The organism is Psychrobacter sp. 1U1 (assembly GCF_051847535.1).
In the GTDB taxonomy this organism is placed as follows: Bacteria; Pseudomonadota; Gammaproteobacteria; order Pseudomonadales; family Moraxellaceae; genus Psychrobacter; species Psychrobacter saeujeotis.
The window spans coordinates 127,876-146,905 of the sequence record NZ_JBPYDD010000006.1 but is presented as its reverse complement, the minus strand read 5'-3'; the positions used below and the strand labels follow the sequence as shown (position 1 = coordinate 146,905).

General features: G+C 43.9%; 16 protein-coding genes. 15 read left to right on the top strand and 1 reads right to left on the bottom strand.

The features are described 5' to 3' along the window. Positions 1-40 precede the first annotated feature (40 nt). The 9 genes from ACS8FB_RS10670 to ACS8FB_RS10630 all read left to right on the top strand — a co-directional run bounded on the left by ACS8FB_RS10670 (position 41) and on the right by ACS8FB_RS10630 (position 10,754). Positions 41-838: an ABC transporter ATP-binding protein gene (locus ACS8FB_RS10670; protein WP_439262811.1), complete on the top strand. Its 798-nt coding sequence runs from the start codon at positions 41-43 to the stop codon at positions 836-838. A 349-nt stretch (positions 839-1,187) separates the two neighbouring features. Continuing rightward, complete coding sequence (locus ACS8FB_RS10665) at positions 1,188-1,988, top strand: transporter substrate-binding domain-containing protein (RefSeq protein ID WP_299218206.1); 801 nt, start codon at positions 1,188-1,190, stop codon at positions 1,986-1,988. 44 nt (positions 1,989-2,032) lie between these two features. After that, positions 2,033-2,962 carry a transporter substrate-binding domain-containing protein gene (locus ACS8FB_RS10660; protein ID WP_439262810.1) on the top strand — a complete coding sequence of 310 codons (930 nt, stop codon included), beginning with the start codon at positions 2,033-2,035 and terminating at the stop codon, positions 2,960-2,962. A gap of 89 nt (positions 2,963-3,051) precedes the next feature. Next, positions 3,052-3,933, top strand: coding sequence for an ABC transporter substrate-binding protein (locus ACS8FB_RS10655; RefSeq protein ID WP_439262919.1), 882 nt, complete (start codon positions 3,052-3,054; stop codon positions 3,931-3,933). A gap of 382 nt (positions 3,934-4,315) precedes the next feature. After that, positions 4,316-5,035, top strand: coding sequence for an ABC transporter permease (locus ACS8FB_RS10650; RefSeq protein WP_439262808.1), 720 nt, complete (start codon positions 4,316-4,318; stop codon positions 5,033-5,035). 13 nt (positions 5,036-5,048) lie between these two features. Continuing rightward, positions 5,049-5,774, top strand: a complete 726-nt coding sequence (locus ACS8FB_RS10645) for an ABC transporter permease (protein WP_439262806.1) — start codon at positions 5,049-5,051, stop codon at positions 5,772-5,774. A gap of 146 nt (positions 5,775-5,920) precedes the next feature. Further along, the gene (locus ACS8FB_RS10640) at positions 5,921-6,661 is read left to right on the top strand and encodes a fumarylacetoacetate hydrolase family protein (protein ID WP_439262804.1); all 741 of its coding nucleotides are present in this window, start codon (positions 5,921-5,923) and stop codon (positions 6,659-6,661) included. 227 nt (positions 6,662-6,888) lie between these two features. Continuing rightward, complete coding sequence (locus ACS8FB_RS10635; protein WP_439262802.1) at positions 6,889-9,135, top strand: PhoX family protein; 2,247 nt, start codon at positions 6,889-6,891, stop codon at positions 9,133-9,135. Between the two features lie 125 nt (positions 9,136-9,260). Next, entirely contained in the window at positions 9,261-10,754 is a 1,494-nt protein-coding gene (locus ACS8FB_RS10630; RefSeq protein WP_439262800.1) for an alpha/beta fold hydrolase, read from the top strand. A 112-nt stretch (positions 10,755-10,866) separates the two neighbouring features. Here ACS8FB_RS10630 and hslO read toward each other — a convergent pair whose 3' ends face one another. Further along, entirely contained in the window at positions 10,867-11,844 is a 978-nt protein-coding gene (gene hslO, locus ACS8FB_RS10625) for an Hsp33 family molecular chaperone HslO (RefSeq protein ID WP_439262798.1), read from the bottom strand. A 358-nt stretch (positions 11,845-12,202) separates the two neighbouring features. Between hslO and ACS8FB_RS10620 the strand changes: the two genes are divergently transcribed. From ACS8FB_RS10620 to ACS8FB_RS10595, 6 genes are all read left to right on the top strand, one after another. Next, a complete protein-coding gene (locus tag ACS8FB_RS10620) occupies positions 12,203-13,138 on the top strand; it encodes a glutamate/aspartate ABC transporter substrate-binding protein (protein WP_439262917.1) in 936 nt (311 codons plus the stop codon). Positions 13,139-13,236: 98 nt separating this feature from the next. Next, the gene (locus ACS8FB_RS10615) at positions 13,237-13,983 is read left to right on the top strand and encodes an amino acid ABC transporter permease (protein WP_439262796.1); all 747 of its coding nucleotides are present in this window, start codon (positions 13,237-13,239) and stop codon (positions 13,981-13,983) included. Continuing rightward, positions 13,980-14,651: an ABC transporter permease subunit gene (locus tag ACS8FB_RS10610; protein WP_439262795.1), complete on the top strand. Its 672-nt coding sequence runs from the start codon at positions 13,980-13,982 to the stop codon at positions 14,649-14,651. Before ACS8FB_RS10615 ends, ACS8FB_RS10610 begins: the two co-directional genes overlap by 4 nt. A gap of 127 nt (positions 14,652-14,778) precedes the next feature. Continuing rightward, a complete protein-coding gene (locus tag ACS8FB_RS10605) occupies positions 14,779-15,498 on the top strand; it encodes an amino acid ABC transporter ATP-binding protein (RefSeq protein ID WP_439262915.1) in 720 nt (239 codons plus the stop codon). A 218-nt stretch (positions 15,499-15,716) separates the two neighbouring features. After that, entirely contained in the window at positions 15,717-16,964 is a 1,248-nt protein-coding gene (locus ACS8FB_RS10600) for an FAD-dependent oxidoreductase (RefSeq protein WP_439262794.1), read from the top strand. A 306-nt stretch (positions 16,965-17,270) separates the two neighbouring features. Beyond that, entirely contained in the window at positions 17,271-19,028 is a 1,758-nt protein-coding gene (locus tag ACS8FB_RS10595; protein WP_439262793.1) for an AMP-binding protein, read from the top strand. Positions 19,029-19,030 lie beyond the last annotated feature (2 nt).

Here is a 19,030-nt window from a genome sequence, read left to right as displayed (position 1 = left end):
CTTCTCCCTTTATTTATTTTTATTGGAAATCTACCGACCCATGCTTGAGACTGCCGCAAACTCGACTCGCCCTATTGCCTTAGAGTTACAAGATCTTCATAAAAGCTTCGGCTCATTGGCTGTGCTCAAAGGTGTATCGTTGATTGCTTATGATGGCGATGTGATCTCTATCTTAGGGTCTTCTGGCTCTGGTAAATCGACTTTACTACGGTGTATTAATCTACTTGAAAAACCAACACAAGGGCATATAAGCATTGGCAATGAAGAGCTCATGCTAAAGCCAACCAAATCTGGCGAGATGCAAGCAGCAGACAACAAGCAGCTTGATAGCTTACGGGCCCGTGTGGGTTTTGTCTTTCAAAACTTTAATTTGTGGCCGCATAAGACCATTCTTCAAAACATCATTGAAGGACCAACACAAGTATTAAAAGTCAAAAAAGAGCAGGCTATCATTGATGCAGAAAAACTGCTAGATAAAGTTGGTTTGCTTGATAAAAAAGACGCTTATCCTGCCAACTTATCAGGCGGTCAGCGTCAACGTGTTGCGATCGCTCGTGCACTTGCTATGCAACCACGGGTATTATTATTTGATGAGCCAACTTCTGCACTTGACCCTGAGCTGGTCAATGAAGTGCTGACCGTTATGCGCGACTTAGCAGAGGAGGGGCGTACGATGTTAATTGTCACTCATGAGATGCGCTTTGCTCGTGAAGTTTCAAACAAAGTGGTGTTTTTGCACCAAGGTGTGATTGAAGAGATAGGCACACCCGAACAAGTGTTTGACAACCCTACCTCAGAGCGAGTCAAAGAGTTTATGGCATCGCACAATCAAAACTAATAGCTAAACTTATCTATAATCTTTTATATAGCGTGCCATATATTAGCCTTAGCTTCAGATAATCAATTACCTGACCACTATTTGACGTTGTCATTCTGAGTCATTCTGACAGTGTCAGATAGTGGCGATAACATACAAACATTAGGTATGTCTTTTATCCTCATTTGATGCTTTATTGCTCGATAATAACAGTCAATATGCAAAACGTTTGTTTTTGATATTTGAGTGAGGTATTATCGAGTTGTCCATAAAATGTCAATACTTGTTATTGTATTTATATCTGGCAAGGATGCCAGACGTTAAAACTACACAAATCTTTATCAAAATTTTATTAAAAAATGAGGAACGTATGATGTCGAACTCTCGCCTATTGTGGTCGTCAATGACCATCACCGCGGCCATTGCACTTAGTGCCTGTAGTCAACCTGCCAACGAGGCCGCTGATACTAACGCTGATGCACCGGCAGCGGACGCGGCTGGTAAGACGATTCGTATCGCAACTGAGGGTGCTTACCCTCCTTTTAACTATACTAATGCTGACGGCAGCTTGGCAGGATTCGATGTCGATGTTGCCAATGCTTTGTGTGAGCAGATGCAAGCCAACTGTGAAATCGTCGCACAAGATTGGGACGGTATCATTCCAGGTCTATTGGCTCAAAAGTATGATGCTGTGGTCGCAGGTATGTCGATTACTCCTGAGCGTCAAGAAAAGGTTGATTTCACTGAGCCTTACTTTGCAAATACCATGGTATGGCTGACCGATACGACTGGCAGTTTTGATCCAATGGCAATGCAAAACCTGACGTTGGGCGGTCAACGTTCAACGACTCCAGGTGCTTATTTGCAGGACAATTATGAAGGTAAAGACGGTAATACGGTTCAATTATATGATAATTATGATAATGCCTACCTAGACCTAAAATCTGGTCGTAGTGATGCTGTATTGGCCGAAAAAGTATCTGCCAAATCGTGGTTAGCAGATAACCCTGAAGGCTTTGGTATTGTTGGTGATGAGATAGATAATGATGACAACATTGCTATCGCTGTACGTAAAAACGACTCTCTTAAAGATGACTTTAATAAGGCGTTGAGTGAGATCCGCAGCAACGGTGAGCTTGCTCGTCTTGAACAAGAAAACTTTGGTCAATAAAAATCTGTTTTAGAAATAAGAGAGTAGCAATTATGACAATATCTATGACATCATCAATCGTAAATAAAGCCAAATGGTTGGCACCGCTTAGCGCTGCTATGCTGATGCTGGCTGGCTGTAACAATAGTACTGCACCAGAAGAGAGCGCTGCCTCTGATACAGCAGTTTCTGATGCGCCTATTAATGTAAAAATCGCCACCGAATCAAGTTACAAGCCATTTAGCTACACAGATGCTGATGGCAAACTTATCGGTTATGAGATTGAACTGGTCGATGCGCTATGTGCGCAAATGCAAGCTGAGTGTGAGGTAATCTCTCAAGATTGGGATGGTCTTATTCCTGGACTTAATGCACAAAAATTCGATGCGATTATCGCTGGTATGTCGATCACACCTGAGCGTAAAGAAGTGGTAGATTTTACGGATCCGTACTTTCACACTGGCATTATCTTAATCGGCAAAAAAGGCGATGACATCAGTGTCGCTGACCTAAAAGGACAGCCTGTAGCTTCGCAGCGCTCAACGGTCTCGTCACAGTACCTGCAAGACGAATACCCTGATGCTGACATCAAGCTTTATGATACTCAAGACAATGCCTATCTAGACCTAACTTCAGGTCGCGTACGTGCAATGATGTCAGATAAAGTGACAGGTATTGATTGGCTAAAGACAGAAGCTGGTCAAGACTATGAAGTCAAAGGCCAAGAGATTAGTACCGAAGAAGATGCCATGGGCATGGCCTTTCGTAAAGGTGATCCTCTAGTTGCCAAATTCAATGAAGCGTTGGCTGAGCTAAAGTCTAATGGTGTCTATGATCAGATCACTGGTAGCTACTTTGGTACCAGCACAACCGCTGCGGCCCAACAAGCGGCAACCACCGACGGTGTTGAAAAGGTTGTCGTCGTGGACGAAGAGGGCGTCGATGCCAATGCTATGATTGCTGAAGAAGAGCAAACAGAATCGGCGACTAATTAATAGCGGATTTAATAAGTAAAATCTGAGCTGTTGGTCTTTAGTAAATATCAAGGATGATTATGAGCAACCATTTTGTCTCCGCGATCGTAATGGCAAATATGTCTGTTGTGAGATCGACTAGAGTGAATCGTTTATTAGCTCCTTCATTGGCTATGGCGGCAGCGTTTACGTTAGCTGGTTGTAGTAATAGCCAAGAAAGTGCTGAGAACGTTAATGCAACAGTTGATGAAACTACGGCAGCGGCTGAGTCAGGTGAGGTGCTACGTGTTGGTACCGAAGGCGCTTATGCGCCTTTTAACTATACCAATGCAGATGGGACACTCGGCGGTTTCGATGTCGATATGGCCAATGCCATTTGTGCGGATATGCAAGTCACCTGTGAGATTACGGCGCAAGATTGGGACGGTATCATTCCTGGCCTGAAGGCTGGCAAGTATGATGCGATTGTAGCTGCGATGTCTATAACGCCAGAGCGCGCGCAGCAAGTCAGCTTTACTGATCCTTATTTTAGCAATACTTTGGTGTTTTTGGCCAAACAAGACAGTGGCTTTGATCCAAGTCTGAGTAGTGATATCGATGCTCACTCTATCGCCGCCCAGCGCTCGACCATCTCTTCACAGTGGTTAGAGGAAGCTTATCCAAAAGCAAATATGAAGTTATATGATACTTTGAGCAATGCGTTTTTGGACTTAGGGTCAGGTCGCGTTGATGCAATGATCTCTGATAAGCTGCCAGCGCTAGAATGGTTAAGCTCACCATCAGGTAGCGGCTATGTGGTCAAAGGTGATGAGATCGATATCGATGATAACTTTGCAATCGCTGTGCGTCCTGGCGATGATCTGCAAGCAAAAATTAATCAATCATTAAAGAATCTAAAAGCTGATGGTACTTATGATAAGCTCAATCAAAAGTACTTTGCTATGCCAACTGTGGTAACCGATGAACCTATCGCAGATACTGCTGCTCAATAGAGGTGTCTTGCTCTAATGGTTTATAAGCCAACCTCAAAATACTTATCTTATTAGTCAAAAGGATATTGCCAAACTGGTGATATCCTTTTTATTTTGTCGATGGTTTTTTATCTTACTGACTGTACAGTCTTGCCAAATTTATCCTCGTAGTCGGGGTTTTGACAATAGCAATGTTTATTTATAGACAGGTTTTGCTTATGAGCAGTAACATAGAGCTTGCCGATTATGATAAAATCACGGCGCATTTCTACCGAGTCAATCAATCATCGTCTCTGTGCAAGGCGACATTTGTCATTGTTCTAGAAGATATAAGACGATTGATACGGATTCTTTAACTAACATTCTGCTAACTGGCTAATATAAAGAGACTGAGTGGACAACTGTGTTTGACTTACAAGGATTTGGCGCGCTCTTACTGAGCGGCGCAACCGTCACTATCAAGCTTGCTTTGACCAGCTTAATTATAGGCATGGTCCTCGGGCTTTTGGGTGCGACTGCTAAGCTGTCCAAGGTTTGGATACTACGTAAAATTGCGACTGTTTACACAGCCACGATGCGCGGTATCCCCGAGCTACTATTGGTACTGTTCATATATTATGGCGGCTCCATATTGCTCATGAGTATACTCAAAAATTTTGGTTATAATGACTATATTGAGATCAGTGCATTTTGGGGCGGGGTCATGGCCTTGTCTATTGCCTTTGGTGCATATGCGACCGAGATTTTACGGATGTCCATTCAGGAGATTCCAGTAGGTCAAAGCGAGGCGGCTCAAGCGGTTGGCATGCGTCCTCTTCAGACGTTTTATCGGATTACTTTACCGCAAGTGTGGCAGATTGCCCTACCAGGTTTGGGTAATTTATTTTTGGTACTGCTCAAAGATACTGCTTTGGTATCAGTCATTGGTCTTAAAGATATTATGTATCAGTCATCGCGCGCCGCCCAGTCAACCCAGCAGCCTTTTACGTTTTATATGGCAGCAGCGATTATTTATTTGGGGCTGACGATGCTCATAACAGGCTTTATGATGTGGCTTGAATGGCGTGCAAACCCAGCAGCACGCTATGCAAAGAAGCTTAGCCGTCAATCGACCACAGGGTAGAGGAGAGATACTCATGGATTGGAATTGGCAGGTTATTTTTGATCATATCCCAGATTTATTGGGCGGTGCAGTGTTGACCGTGCAACTGGTGGTAGTCTCAGGCATCATTGGGCTATTTTTAGGCTTGGTTTTAGCGTTATTAAGATTGTCCAAAAGCTGGTTGGTACAGATTATACCTTTTTTGTATATCTTCTTCTTTCGTGGTACGCCGCTGCTGGTACAAATATTCTTGATTTACTATGGTCTTGGCCAGTTTGAAGCCGTTCGTGATTCGTTCTTGTGGGAGCCAGTACTTAGCCAAGCTTATTGGTGCGCCATTATCGCGTTTACGATGAATACGAGTGCGTATCTTGCCGAAATTATTCGTGGAGCCATTCAGACCATCCCAGTCGGTGAGCTTGAAGCGGCCGATGCGATCGGCATGTCAAAATGGCAAAAGCTCACCCGTATTACTTTGCCGCGAGCATTTGGTATTGTGATTCCAGCATATAGTAATGAAGTGATTTTTATGCTTAAGGGTAGTGCCTTAGCCTCAACGATTGCGCTGATGGATATCACTGGGGTAGCCCGTACTATCAGTGCTCGTACTTATACTTTGATGGAGTTATTCTTCGCTGCAGGTATTGTTTACTTACTATTATCATGGGTAGTTTTATTCGTTTTTGGCAGGTTTGAAAAACGTATGAATCGTCATACCAGCTACGTACCACCAGATGTCGTGACACGTACTATCCCATGATATAGGACCATGTTTTTATTACATAGATGATCAGACATTACGATAGAGCGGTTGATTGACCGCTACTAAAAGATAATAATGAAAAATAGTGATGAAAGTTGCTTGGTAAATGCTCGTATGACTTCCTTTTATAGTGAGAACGCATTATGACTGAATCCCCTCATGTTTCTTTGATTAATGACATTGTTAGAGAAGCTAATGATTTTAGCATAGACGATGATACCAGCAACCAAAACAAGCGTCATTTGATAGGCAAAGTCGTCTGCGTCGGTCGCAACTATGCCGCTCACGCCGCTGAGCTTGGCAATGCTGTTCCAACGCGTCCATTACTATTTATCAAGCCTGCTTCAAGTATTATCTCTTTATCAGACGTTATTCCTAGTAGTGTCCGTGATACACCTCGTGGAAAAGTATATCCAGTACATTACGAAGCAGAATTCTGTATTCGTTTGGGCAAGGATTTAAAGTCAGCTTCGTTAGAAGAGGTTGTCAGTACGACTGGTTTAATCGAAGCAGTCACGCTAGGGCTAGATTTGACCTTGCGAGACTTACAAAGTGAGCTCAAAGAACAAGGCCATCCATGGGAGCGTGCAAAGTGTTTTGATGGCGCATGTGTGCTCGCTGAATGGGTAGATTCGCAAGCGTTTGGCGACTGCAGTGATGTGCATTACCAGCTTTATATTAATGATGAGCTTAAGCAAGACGGTAATAGCGCGCTGATGCTATTCCCCGTTTATGAGTTACTTGCCGAGATTAGTCAGGCTTTTAGTCTGCAAGCAGGTGATGTAATTATGACTGGCACGCCAAGTGGGGTTGGTATATTGCATGCAGATGATAAACTAAAATTGGTATTGGGCGCGCATGAGTGGCAGGCGCGAGTGCAATAGTGTTGCTTTAACTATAAGCTTAAATAAAAACTTGATGTCTAAAAATATAAAATCCCAAGCCAATGCTTGGGATTTTTTTGTTTAAATAAAGCCTGTTATTTAAATGTCATCGTATCGTCATAAAAGTTCAATAGACTCAAGCGTAATCCGCATCTTCGTAGTGGTAATTACAAAGCTGCGACTGACCCCGTTTATGCTAATCCAGCCTAACAGCAAGGTGACTGACAATGACACTATTGAGTAAAACGACATTACTAAATAATAAGCAAAATCTTGCCCACGAAGTTGTTGAAGACTCTAATCCTACTCATAATACTGACTTTCAAAGCATTATCGATCGTCGTCTAAACCGCCGTAGTATCCTAAAAGGTGGTACAGGATTGACAGCAGCTGCTTTTTTTGGCGCACTTCCTTTAGTCGGATGTGCTGACAATGATGAAAGTAGTGCTGGAAGCCCCATTGTCAATAAAGACAATAATGCTGCTATTCCTGCGCAAGGTGATTTAAAGCGTCCTGAGACTTTAAAGTTTGAAGCAGTCGCACACTCCACTGCCGAAACAATGAGTGTAGCAGAAGGTTATAAAGCTGAGATGATATTACCACTGGGCACGCCATTAATCTCTGGTATTGATGATTGGAAAGACAATCGTGAGCAGTCCGCTGAGTCGTTTGATTGGCGCATGGGTGATAACCATGATGGCATGTGGTTCTTTGGCAAAAAGGGCCATGCGTACAATGCCAAAGCGTCAGAGAATGGTCTGCTAGTCATGAACCATGAATACGTAAATAGTAGCGAGCTAAGCCCGTTTGGTTACCATGTAATCCAAGATAATAATGCTGCGCCTATATTCAAAAATCGCCGCCTCGCAAGCGATGTGCGCCGTGAAGCCAATTGTCATGGCGTGGCTGTAGTTGAGATGACTCGCCGTGCCGATGGCATAGGTTATGAGATGGTACTCAATTCAAAATATAATCGCCGTATTACTAGCAGTACTCAATCGCAGTTAGCAGGGCCAGTTGCTGGCTCTGATTTGGTCAAGACCAAATTTGATCCAACAGGCTTTCAGACTCGTGGGATTAATAATAATTGCGGTGCAGGACTCTCGCCTTGGGGTACATATTTGACCACAGAAGAGAATTTCTTAGGAGTCTTTGCCCGTGGTCAAGATGCCAGTCAATTAACTGCCGCGCAGAATTATGGTCGTGAGCGTTATGGTGCCATAGAAAATTTTGCCAGCTCAGGGTATTTATGGCATACCCCAGAAGCCAAAGACGCCAAAATCTCTGATGAATTTTCCCGCTGGGACATGACTGCTGTCGGTGCAACCGCGACTGACGATTACCGAAATGGTTTTAACACTTTTGGTTATATCACTGAAATCGACCCTTTTGACCAACATTCTATGCCAAAAAAACGCACAGCGTTGGGTCGTTTTGCTCACGAAAACTGTGCCTATGCACCTGTTGAGCAAGGCAAACCAGTGGTTTTTTATATGGGTGATGATGCTCGCGGTGAATATATTTATAAGTTTGTCTCCAAAGCTTTGTGGTCCAATAAAGATATAGGGGTGGGCCTAAAAGCCGGTGACAAGTATATGAATGAGGGCACGCTATACGTTGCAATCTTTCATGACGATGGTAGTGGTGAGTGGCAGCCGCTAGTTCATGGTCAAAACGGACTGGATGCCTCTAATAGCGTGCTGCCCTTCAATGGACAAGATGACGTATTAGTGTTTGCTCGTGCTGCTGCTGACACGTTAGGGGCAACCAAGATGGATCGTCCTGAATGGGTATCGGTCAGTCCCATTACTGGTGAAGTTTATGTGACTTTGACCAATAATAAATATCGCGGTGAACGTGATGACCAACCAGTGTCTGCAACCAACCCACGTAGTTATGAGGCTCGTGGTAAAGCGCGCGGCAATGACAATGGTCATATTATTCGCTGGGCAGAAGCAGGAGGTGATCATGCGGCAACGAGCTTTGAGTGGGATATTTATCTATTTGCTGCGCCGAGTACTTTGTCAGCAGAGAACTTATCGCAATTAAATGACAATAACGACCTTTCTTCCCCAGATGGTCTGTACTTTGACCCACGTGGCGTATTATGGATTCAGACTGATGACGGCGCTTATACCGACACTACTAACTGTATGTTGCTCGCAGCATTACCGGGTAATGTTAGTGATGGCACAACTGTAACCACCTCGGCAGGACAGCAAATACGTGTCGGTATGAGAGCAAATAATGATAATATCAAACGTTTTTTTGTCGGTCCTGAAGGCTGCGAGGTGACGGGTATTACCCTAACACCAGATTTCAAAACATTATTTATTAACATTCAGCATCCTGGTAATACGTGGGGTGCAGTCGCAGGCGGTAGTACACCGCGCTCAGCTACGGTCATGATTACTCGCGAGGACGGAGATGTGATACTGGCAGAGTCGTTTGCAACGGATGTGAGAACGACATAGAGGGTGAGTTGTTCGTATTTATTGAAGATGAGCACAGCAATCTTATGTGACAGGATAGAGGTTTTGTTTATCTGATATAGCAGATACTATGAGTAGGTACTCTTATCATCAGATACGTCAAAACTATGAACAATCTAGATTCTATCGATTCGATTCACAATTTATTTGCCAAAAATAAGCTTGAGCCTAATATAAGCTCTGGCTCTGATGCTAGCTCAAGGTTTCAAGGTGACTTATATGAAGAGCTGGCTAAGCTTGAATATATCTATATCGATGATGCAATAGAGTTACAGGCAAACGATGATAGAACCACCATTGCATATAATCCTATATCTTTAAGCGACTTTTTTGAGGGATTAGCACAGCTTGCTACAATGGGAGTGGTGGAGGTAACTGATATTGTAGAAGCTATTCACCGTGAGATTGTTTTACGTCCTTTGGGGCGTTTTAATGAAAGCAATGTCAGCAAATGGCAACGTGGTCTCACCGGTCGAATCTATGGAGCGGTACGCCGGGTAGCATCCTTGGTTGGCAATAATCTAGCATTGGCCCTGCGATTGTATAAAAACGTAATTAGTCAAAAAGACGCCCGTCCGCTACCAGAATCTTTTAAACAGCTTATCAACGTCCTAAATGGCGTGATGGGCGATCATCTGGTCAATCATGACAATCCCCTCGCGATTCCCATGATTTTATACGACAGCGCCTCACGTCCAAGAAGTGGACAGCTGCAAAACAAAGAGATATCAGGACGCGTTATTATCTTGTGCCATGGTCTTTGCATGAGTCACTTAAGCTGGCAACCAGCTGAACCAAACAGCCTTGGTGCACATATTAAGCGCAGTCTGCCCAAATCCACCGTTTTATATCTTGATTACAATACCGGACGACGTATCTCGCTCAATGGTCGTAACTTCTCCAAAGTACTACAAGAGCTGGTAGCACATAATCCAAACATCAGTCAGATAGACTTAGTTGGACATAGCATGGGCGGATTGGTCGCTCGTAGTGCCCTGTTTTATGGTAAACAGCAAGGCTTTGATTGGGTAAAGCGAGTGGGTAATTTGATTACTCTTGGTTCACCGCATCATGGGGCAAGCCTAGAGCGTATCGGCTATTTTGTACAAGATATGATCGCCAAACTGCCTTTTGCAGGATCACTTGCGAAGTTGGGTGATTTACGTAGTACAGGCATCATCGATTTGCGTCATGGTAGTATTCGTGACGATGACTGGATGTCTTTAGAAGGTCGCAGTGTGCTACCGCAAGACTTTCATCATCCTGCGCGGTTGCCGCTACATGTCAATACGTATTTTATCGCCGCCACACTGGTTGAAGCGCATTATGATTCTAAAGCGACAAGCTTATTGGGCGATGGTTTGGTAACCATAGAATCTGCGCTAGGGGAATATGATGGTGAACATGCTTTGTCAGTACCTGAAGGACACAAGGCTATTTTTTATGGCGTGAGTCATTACAATTTACTTTATAACGATAGAGTGCACAAACAAGTGGTCGCATGGTTGTTGGATAATGGCCAGAGTAACGCCAATCAAGAAGGGGATATATTAGGCACTTGCATCCATTCTTATCCCGAAAATATCGAGGTGAGGGTTTAGCTTTTTAGCCTTACTTTATTATTTAGAATCATCCAGTAAAATAAAACCCCCAAGCATTACACTTGAGGGTTTTAATTATGAGTTCAAATAAAACAAAGCAAGTTAATAATAACTACTCAGCAAATATCGCTGTAACATCGTCTTTGTTAAATTTATAAACTTCACCGCAGAATCCACAATCCATCTCAAAAGTACCGCCTTGCTCTTCGATGATATCCAAAGCTTCTGCTTCACCGATTTGCTCAATCGCCATCTCTGACTTTTTACGTGAACAAGTACAGCCAAAGGCTAGCTCGACAGGGTTAGGGGCGACGACGTTTTCTTCATTGTACAAACGATACAAGATTTCGTTGGTATCAAGTGTGGTCAGCTCTTCAGCTTTGACCGTACGAGTCAACACACTCAAACGCGTCCACAAATCATCATCGATACCCGCGTCTTCGTTTTGCTGTACTTCATAGGTTTCCTCAGCAGTACGAGGCAGCATTTGTACCAATATACCTCCCGCTTGCAAGCCATCAGATGCCAAATTAATCAGCGTTGGAATTTGTGCAGACTGCTTTTGATAATGGGCCAAGCAGTCAGCCAAATTGTCATGGCTACGCTCAACGATACCTTGATACGCCTCACCGCCATCGGGCTGAATATTAATAAATAACACACCTTGACCCATAGCCCCAAGCTCAGCGAAGGCTTCATTAGCACAGGTCATGTTTTCCCATGCTTGTACTTGCTCATCTGTATCAGCTTTCCAGCTGGCAAGTGCACGAATAATACCGTTTTGATCACATTCAGCCATTGCCCAATTTAGCAAACTGTCACTGTCTGATGATTGTAATTGAATAGATAAGCGGCCGTCTATTTTGACAGTACCGATAAGCAAACTGGCCGCCGTTAGCATCTCACCTAGCAAGCGCTTAATCGCTTCAGGGTAAGGCTTTTGAGCGATAGTACTGGCATAACTACGTGATAGACGAACGACATCACCACGTACAGGTGAGTCTTGAATAAAAAAGCGCTGGCGTACGTCGTTATTGGTACAAGCCGTATTAGCCATCGTTACTTGAGTATTGTGATTGGTTTGAGTCATAAGTCGTTAGTAAGATTAAGAAGTTGCTAACTTTATGGGGATTATTGGTAAATTATCAACAACGCCACAAGCATGATAATTAAGTTTAAGTCATAGTGTCCTAATAGAGACTTTATGTGCTGATACAGGTCTTGTTGCAATACATGAGATATTATGAATATACGCAAAAAAGTCTATTAAGAGTGTTAAAAGTATTGTACAGTAACATTAAGTTGCTCTATGATAACTAAAAGTAACAGCAAGGATGCTGGACAGTAGGATAAACAATGTTCAGAGTTATCACTATTTGTACTAATTTGATAAAAGGATGTATCTTATGGCTTACTCGCTCTCAAAACCTCTAACACTAGTTGCTGCTATGGCGTTTGGCTTAGCTGGCTGTAATAACAGTAATCAAACGACCAGCGAAGCTCCAGCAGATGATGCTGCTACGACGGAAACTGCCGCGAGTGCTAGTGGTACCCTACAAAAAATAAAAGATTCTGGCACTATCGTCGTCGGTTATCGTGACTCCTCAATCCCATTTTCTTATATCGCTGATGATCCCAACCAGCCAATGGGCTATGCACACGATTTAGAGATGAAAGTTGTCGAAGCGGTCAAGCAAAAGCTAAACATGCCAGATTTAAACGTCCGTTATAATCTTATCACTTCACAAACTCGTATCCCACTGGTACAAAACGGTACGGTAGACTTTGAGTGTGGCTCAACGACCAATAATGAGGAGCGCCAAAAACAAGTTGCGTTCTCTAATGGCTTTTTTGAGATTGGGACGCGCTTGTTAACCAAAACTGACTCTGGCATTCAAGATTTTGAAGACTTAACAGGCAAAACCTTAGTTACTACGGCCGGTACGACTTCAGAGCGCTACATTCGCAAATATAATGATGAAAATAATATGGACACCAACGTCATCTCTGCAAAAGATCATGGTGAAGGTTTCTTGATGTTAGAGAACGGCCGTGCCGATGCCTTTATGATGGATGATGTACTGCTCGCTGGCGAAAAAGCCAAAGCCAAAAATCCTGATGAATGGGTCATCGTAGGTGAACCACAGTCGTTTGAAATCTACGGCTGTATGATGCGTAAAGACGACCCTGAGTTTAAAGCGGTGGTCGATGAAGCGCTTGCCAATACCTTTAGCTCAGGTGAGATTAACAGCATCTATGATAAATGGTTCTTAAACCCTATTCCACCGAAAAACGTCAATCTCAACTTTGAGATGTCAGACAACTTAAAGGCTCTAATTGCTAACCCGCACGATAGTGCTCAGCCACAAGACGCTGCACAATAAGACATTTGTCCCTCACTATAGCCGACTCATGCGCTTAGGAAAATCATCTAGATTGACCTAACGCTTGAGTCTATCTTCCGCTGCTCGGAGAGACAAAAATGAATTATAGCTGGAACTGGGGTGTGCTCTTTGAGCAAACCGGTATCGGTAATGAGCTGTACTTACATTGGATGATCACCGGTCTTGGCTGGTTGTTGTTGATTGGTAGTATTGCATGGGCGATAGCCATGATCATTGGTACCATCTTTGGTATCATGCGCACCTTGCCAAGTAAGACTGCGCGCAGTGTCGGCACCGCCTACGTCACTTTTTTTCGTAATATCCCCTTATTGGTTCAATTATTCTTTTGGTTTTATGTCGCCCCTGGTTGGCTAACACCGGCCTTACAAGAATGGTGGTATAAAGACTTGTCTCCGAATACCTCAGCCATGCTCTCAGCAAGTATCGGGCTTGGCTTATTTACCGCTGCGCGTATCGTTGAGCAAGTGCGTACGGGTATTGAGTCACTACCACAAGGTCAAATCAATGCCGCTTACGCTCTTGGGTTTAGTGTTCCGCAAGCTTATAAACAAGTCTTATTACCCCAAGCCTTTCGTATCATCTTGCCGCCACTTAGCTCTGAGCTGACCAACTGCTTTAAAAACGCATCAGTGGCCTCTTTGGTCGGCGTAATGGAGCTCATTAGCCAGACCAAAACCATTAGCGAATATACTCAAAATAACCTTGAGATTTATACTTACGCGACTGTTATCTATTTGGTATTTAATCTATCCTTAATCGCCATCATGGGTTTGATTGAGCGCAAACTGCGTGTACCAGGGCTTATTGCAGGGAGTCAGAAATGAGTATGATGACCGAACTTGCAACGGCCTATCCAGGTCTAATGGGTGGCATGCTAACCACCTTAAAAGTATTGTTTTTAGCCATTCTCGGTGGTATCAGTTTAGGAACCGTACTCGCTTTAATGCGCTTATCTGGTATTAAGGCGCTAGAAGTACCCGCCAAACTCTACGTCAATTACTTTCGTTCTGTACCGCTGTTACTAGTATTACTATGGTTTTATTTTGCCGTACCGATGATTTATTTTTGGGTAGCTGGTAAATACTTGCAACTTGATGCCGCCTTTGCTTCATGTGTCGTTGCTTTTATGATGTTCGAAGCCGCCTACTTTTCAGAAGTGGTACGGGCAGGTATTCAGTCTATTGGTAGTGGGCAAGTCAATGCTGCAAAAGCCTTGGGTATGACTTATGGGCAGACCATGCGTTTGGTCGTATTACCACAAGCCTTTCGCAAAATGCTGCCACTTATCTTACAACAATGTATTATTTTATTCCAAGATACGACGTTGGTATTTGCTATTGGTTTGACAGACTTTTTCCGTGCAGCCTACGTCCGTGGTGAGCTGATGGGTTTATTGACACCTTATATATTAGGCGCAGGCGCAGTATATTTTGTCATCAGCTTAAGCGCTTCTATCGGTGTGCAACATGTACAAAAACGTCTGAGGTTTTGAGTGTTTTTTAATAACTTTAAAATAATGTGGTTAGGAGCCAGTGATGAGTAATGCTGATATGTATACAAATGACTTTGGCGGACTGGTGACAAACAATGGTCATGCCAGTGATGAGATAGTCATTCAAATGACTGACGTCAGCAAATGGTATGGCGACTTCCAGGTTTTGAGCGACTGTACTGCCCACGTACATAGGGGTGATGTGGTAGTGGTTTGTGGCCCATCGGGCAGTGGTAAATCGACCTTGATTAAGACTGTCAATGGTCTTGAGCCTTTTCAAAAAGGTGAAATTATGGTCAATGGTATTTCAGTCGGTGCGCCAAAGACTGACCTACCTAAGCTGCGTAGTAGCGTTGGTATGGTGTTTCAGCACTTTGAGCTGTTTCCACATTTAACCATTATCGACAATCTGACCGTCGCACAAATTAAAGTATTGGGCCGTAAAGAGTCTGAGGCCAAAAAGAAAGCGATGGCATATTTGGATCGGGTGGGACTGACAGCGCAAGCGGCGAAGTATCCGGCCGAGTTGTCTGGAGGTCAACAGCAGCGGGTCGCCATTGCCCGTGCGCTTGCAATGGATCCCGTAGCGATGCTGTTCGATGAACCAACCTCCGCTCTTGACCCTGAGATGATTCAAGAAGTACTTGATGTGATGGTCGAGCTGACACGCGACGGTATGACAATGATGTGTGTGACTCATGAGATGGGCTTTGCCAGCCAGGTGGCCAATCGTATTATTTTTATGGATGAGGGCTATATCGTTGAGAATTGTAGTAAGGATGAATTCTTTGAAGGCGCGAAAAGTGAACGCGCGCAGATGTTTTTGTCAAAGATTTTGAACCATTAAAAGTTTATTTCATTTTATAATGATATCAAGCGTCTATAAATAGGCGCTTTTTTGTGTAAGTAAGTTTATATCCTCAATATTGAAATGAGTGACTACATCGTAAGCGATGCGGGAGAATAGATGAGTGCATGGCTGTTTACTGATACAATAAGAGCAATCATATCCAGCAAATTTTGTAAAACTTAACAAACATAATAGTCAACTTAATGGGAGCTTATATGAGTGCAGAACATTCATCTACATCAAAAGGTATCGTCATTGTTGGGGCAGGACTGGCGGGTTGGCATGTCATTGACGCCATTCGTGCGAAAGATAAAGACATTGCAATCACGTTGGTCACGACAGATAGTGCAGATCGTTACCACAAGCCCATGCTAACCATGGCGATTAGTCAAAACAAACGCGCGTCGGACTTAGTACGGGCTACAGGTAGTGATGCAGCTAAGAATGCAAACGTCAATTTACTTGCCAATACCCAAGTCAGTGACATCGATTCAGCCAGTCAGCAATTACATCTTATCTCTGCTACGCGCTCAGATCCGGCCAATGTGGATTACGCCACTATTGGCTATGATAAATTAGTACTAGCAATGGGCGCTCATCCTATCTTTCCGCAAAGCTTGCCAGAAGATTTGGTTTGGCACGTTAATCATATTGAACGCTTTGGTCAACTGCAAGAAAAGCTGGCAACGGGTAGTCAACATGTCGCTATCGTCGGAGCGGGTATGGTTGGGACGGAGATTGCAGAAGATTTGCTAAAAGCTGGGCATGAGGTGACGCTGATTGATTTAAATGATGCACCGCTTTCACAAATGCTACCGTCAAAAGCCACAGCTCGTATCGCTCAAGCAGTCAAATCTCAAGGGATTAACTTTTTGGGTGGTTATCAAGTGTCTGACGTGACGCGTGTTAGCGACAGCGCCAATGATAATGACAGTACAAGTGGCCATGATAAATTACAAGTAAACTATAAGCCGATAGCAGGTGCCGACTCTACGGCTGATCAGCAGCCTGAACCCTTAATCGTAGACCATGTGATAGCTAGTACAGGCCTCACTGTCGATGATAAATTGCCTGCCGCTGCTGGGGTTGAGTTCAATCGCCGTACCGGTATCGTGGTCGATGCGACAACATTACGTACCAATGCTTCTAATATTTATGCTATTGGTGACTGCATGTCCATCAATGGCGTTGCCTGTCGTTATGTCGCGCCACTACGAGCACAAGCGGCTACCATTGCCGACGATATATTAGGTCATGAGCATGAGGGCTATGAGCATAAGCCACCGATGATTCGTTTAAAAAATAAAGCCATCTCTGTCATGGCGACTGGTGTGCCACAAGCGACAGGCAATTGGCAGGTAAAGACTGAAACTGATGACGAGTTAATCATGGATTTGCTAGATGATAACGACGAAGTCAGTGCGACAGTGACTATTAAAGCGCCTGTCATGCCTAAAGCTTAATTGCTAAAACTTCTTAAATCATAGCCAGTGCTGCCATCCCAATGCAGCGCTGGCTTTTTTTAATATCTAGCGGATACTTTTTGTTAATCGTTAACTTGATGGTACTGCGCAACAATCATAATCGATACGTACTGTATCAATATTGTAGACAGGCTTTTATTTGAGGCGCTATATTGGTTAGGGCATGATTTAACTAGATCATATAGTTAACAGAATATTCAAGGAGGAATATTGTATTTACCTTAGCAGCGCTTTGAATGCTTATAAGGCAACAATCAAACTAATAGCAAAACGAAAGGACTCGTTATGACTCAGCTTATCGATTTCGACAGTATTCTTAATAATGTTCCCAAAGTTAATGTAGGTGCGCGCTCAGCGAATGCGCCACTGTCTCAAAGCCATGATAAAGGACTTGATGTGCCGCTGATTGAAGCGACCATCGGTGATTTTTTCGATGCCATTGTCCATAAATATCCTGAGCGTGAAGCACTGGTTTCGCGTCATCAGAATATCCGTTGGACCTATCGCGAGCTACAAGAAAAGGTTAATCAACTGGCTAGTGCCATGATTGAGATGGGGCTTGAAATAGGTGATCGTATCGCTATTTGGTCGCACAACAATAGCGAATGGTTGCTGATGCAATTAGCGACAGCGAAAATCGGCGTCATCCTAGTCAATATTAATCCTGCTTATCGTACCTTTGAGCTGCAATATGCGCTGAATAAATTGGGCTGCTCGGCCTTGGTATTGATGCGTCATTTTAAAACCAGTGACTATACGCAAATGATTCGCGAGCTATGCCCTGAAATTTATCATAAAAGCTATCAACAGCTTGATTTGGTGGAGATTCCAACCATTGAGCGCATTATTTGGATTGATGAGCCAGAGAGCGATGAAGACTTTAATTTTATGCAAAAGTTCTCTAGTTGGATGGCAGAGGGAGATGCCAATGACCCTCGCGTTGCAAAACGCCAAGCCCAGCTCAAAAACACCGACGCTATTAGCGTGCAGTTTACCAGTGGCACAACTGGCACACCCAAAGGCGCCACCTTAACGCATCGCAATATCCTAAATAACGGCTATTTTATGGGCGAAGGAATGAGGCTGACCGAAGAGGATAGGCTATGTATCCCATTGCCACTCTATCATTGCTTTGGCATGGTGGGTGGCAACTTAGCCATTTTAACCCATGGTGGTTGCGCGGTTTATCCCAATGATGGCTTTGATCCGCTGACAGTATTGCAAACAGTGGAGGCAGAAAAATGTACCGCCTTACTTGGCGTCCCGACGATGTTTATCGCGGAGCTGGATCATCCAGACTTCGATAGCTTTGATTTGTCCAGTTTGCGCACCGGTATCATGGGCGGCTCTAGCTGCCCTATTGAGGTCATGCGCCGCGTCATGGATAAAATGCACATGAGTGAAGTAACCATTGCTTATGGCATGACCGAGACCAGTCCAGCTTCTTGTCAGACCAGCTCACAAACGCCCCTTGAAAAGAGAGTGTCGACAGTAGGGATGGTGCTGCCAGCGCTTGAGGTCAAAATCGTGGATACCGAAACGGGTGATGTTGTCCCGATTGGAGAGACAGGCGAGCTACTCACATACGGCTATGCGGTCATGAAAGGCTATTGGGGTAGCCGTTTTAAAACCCGAAAAGCCATTCAGGATGGTTGGATGCATACGGGTGATTTGGCAACAATGGACGAAGATGGCTATATCACGGTAGTTGGGCGTAGTAAAGATATGATCATTCGTGGCGGCGAAAACATCTATCCAGTAGAAGTCGAAAACTATCTCTATCGCCATCCTAAAATCCGTGATGTACAAATCGTCGGCGTGCCTGATAAAAAGTATGGCGAAGTATTAGCGGCGTGGATTATTCCAAAAGAGCCAGGTAGCTTGAGCGAAGAAGAAGTGCGCCAATTTTGTCGTGACCACATTGCTCATTACAAAGTGCCGACCTACCTTCGCTTTGTGACTGATTATCCAATGACCGTGACGGGCAAAATTCAGAAGTATAAAATCGTTGAACAAATGATAAAGGAGTTAGGTTTAGAGTAGAC

Excerpts from the sequence above, each read along its gene's own strand:
- ACS8FB_RS10670 (WP_439262811.1), top strand. The coding sequence starts at position 41 with ATGCTTGAGACTGCCGCAAACTCGACTCGCCCTATTGCCTTAGAGTTA.
- ACS8FB_RS10665 (WP_299218206.1), top strand. The coding sequence starts at position 1,188 with ATGATGTCGAACTCTCGCCTATTGTGGTCGTCAATGACCATCACCGCG.
- ACS8FB_RS10660 (WP_439262810.1), top strand. The coding sequence starts at position 2,033 with ATGACATCATCAATCGTAAATAAAGCCAAATGGTTGGCACCGCTTAGC.
- ACS8FB_RS10655 (WP_439262919.1), top strand. The coding sequence starts at position 3,052 with ATGGCAAATATGTCTGTTGTGAGATCGACTAGAGTGAATCGTTTATTA.
- ACS8FB_RS10645 (WP_439262806.1), top strand. The coding sequence starts at position 5,049 with ATGGATTGGAATTGGCAGGTTATTTTTGATCATATCCCAGATTTATTG.
- ACS8FB_RS10640 (WP_439262804.1), top strand. The coding sequence starts at position 5,921 with ATGACTGAATCCCCTCATGTTTCTTTGATTAATGACATTGTTAGAGAA.
- ACS8FB_RS10635 (WP_439262802.1), top strand. The coding sequence starts at position 6,889 with ATGACACTATTGAGTAAAACGACATTACTAAATAATAAGCAAAATCTT.
- ACS8FB_RS10630 (WP_439262800.1), top strand. The coding sequence starts at position 9,261 with ATGAACAATCTAGATTCTATCGATTCGATTCACAATTTATTTGCCAAA.
- hslO (WP_439262798.1), bottom strand. The coding sequence starts at position 11,844 with ATGACTCAAACCAATCACAATACTCAAGTAACGATGGCTAATACGGCT.
- ACS8FB_RS10620 (WP_439262917.1), top strand. The coding sequence starts at position 12,203 with ATGGCGTTTGGCTTAGCTGGCTGTAATAACAGTAATCAAACGACCAGC.
- ACS8FB_RS10615 (WP_439262796.1), top strand. The coding sequence starts at position 13,237 with ATGAATTATAGCTGGAACTGGGGTGTGCTCTTTGAGCAAACCGGTATC.
- ACS8FB_RS10610 (WP_439262795.1), top strand. The coding sequence starts at position 13,980 with ATGAGTATGATGACCGAACTTGCAACGGCCTATCCAGGTCTAATGGGT.
- ACS8FB_RS10605 (WP_439262915.1), top strand. The coding sequence starts at position 14,779 with ATGACTGACGTCAGCAAATGGTATGGCGACTTCCAGGTTTTGAGCGAC.
- ACS8FB_RS10600 (WP_439262794.1), top strand. The coding sequence starts at position 15,717 with ATGAGTGCAGAACATTCATCTACATCAAAAGGTATCGTCATTGTTGGG.
- ACS8FB_RS10595 (WP_439262793.1), top strand. The coding sequence starts at position 17,271 with ATGACTCAGCTTATCGATTTCGACAGTATTCTTAATAATGTTCCCAAA.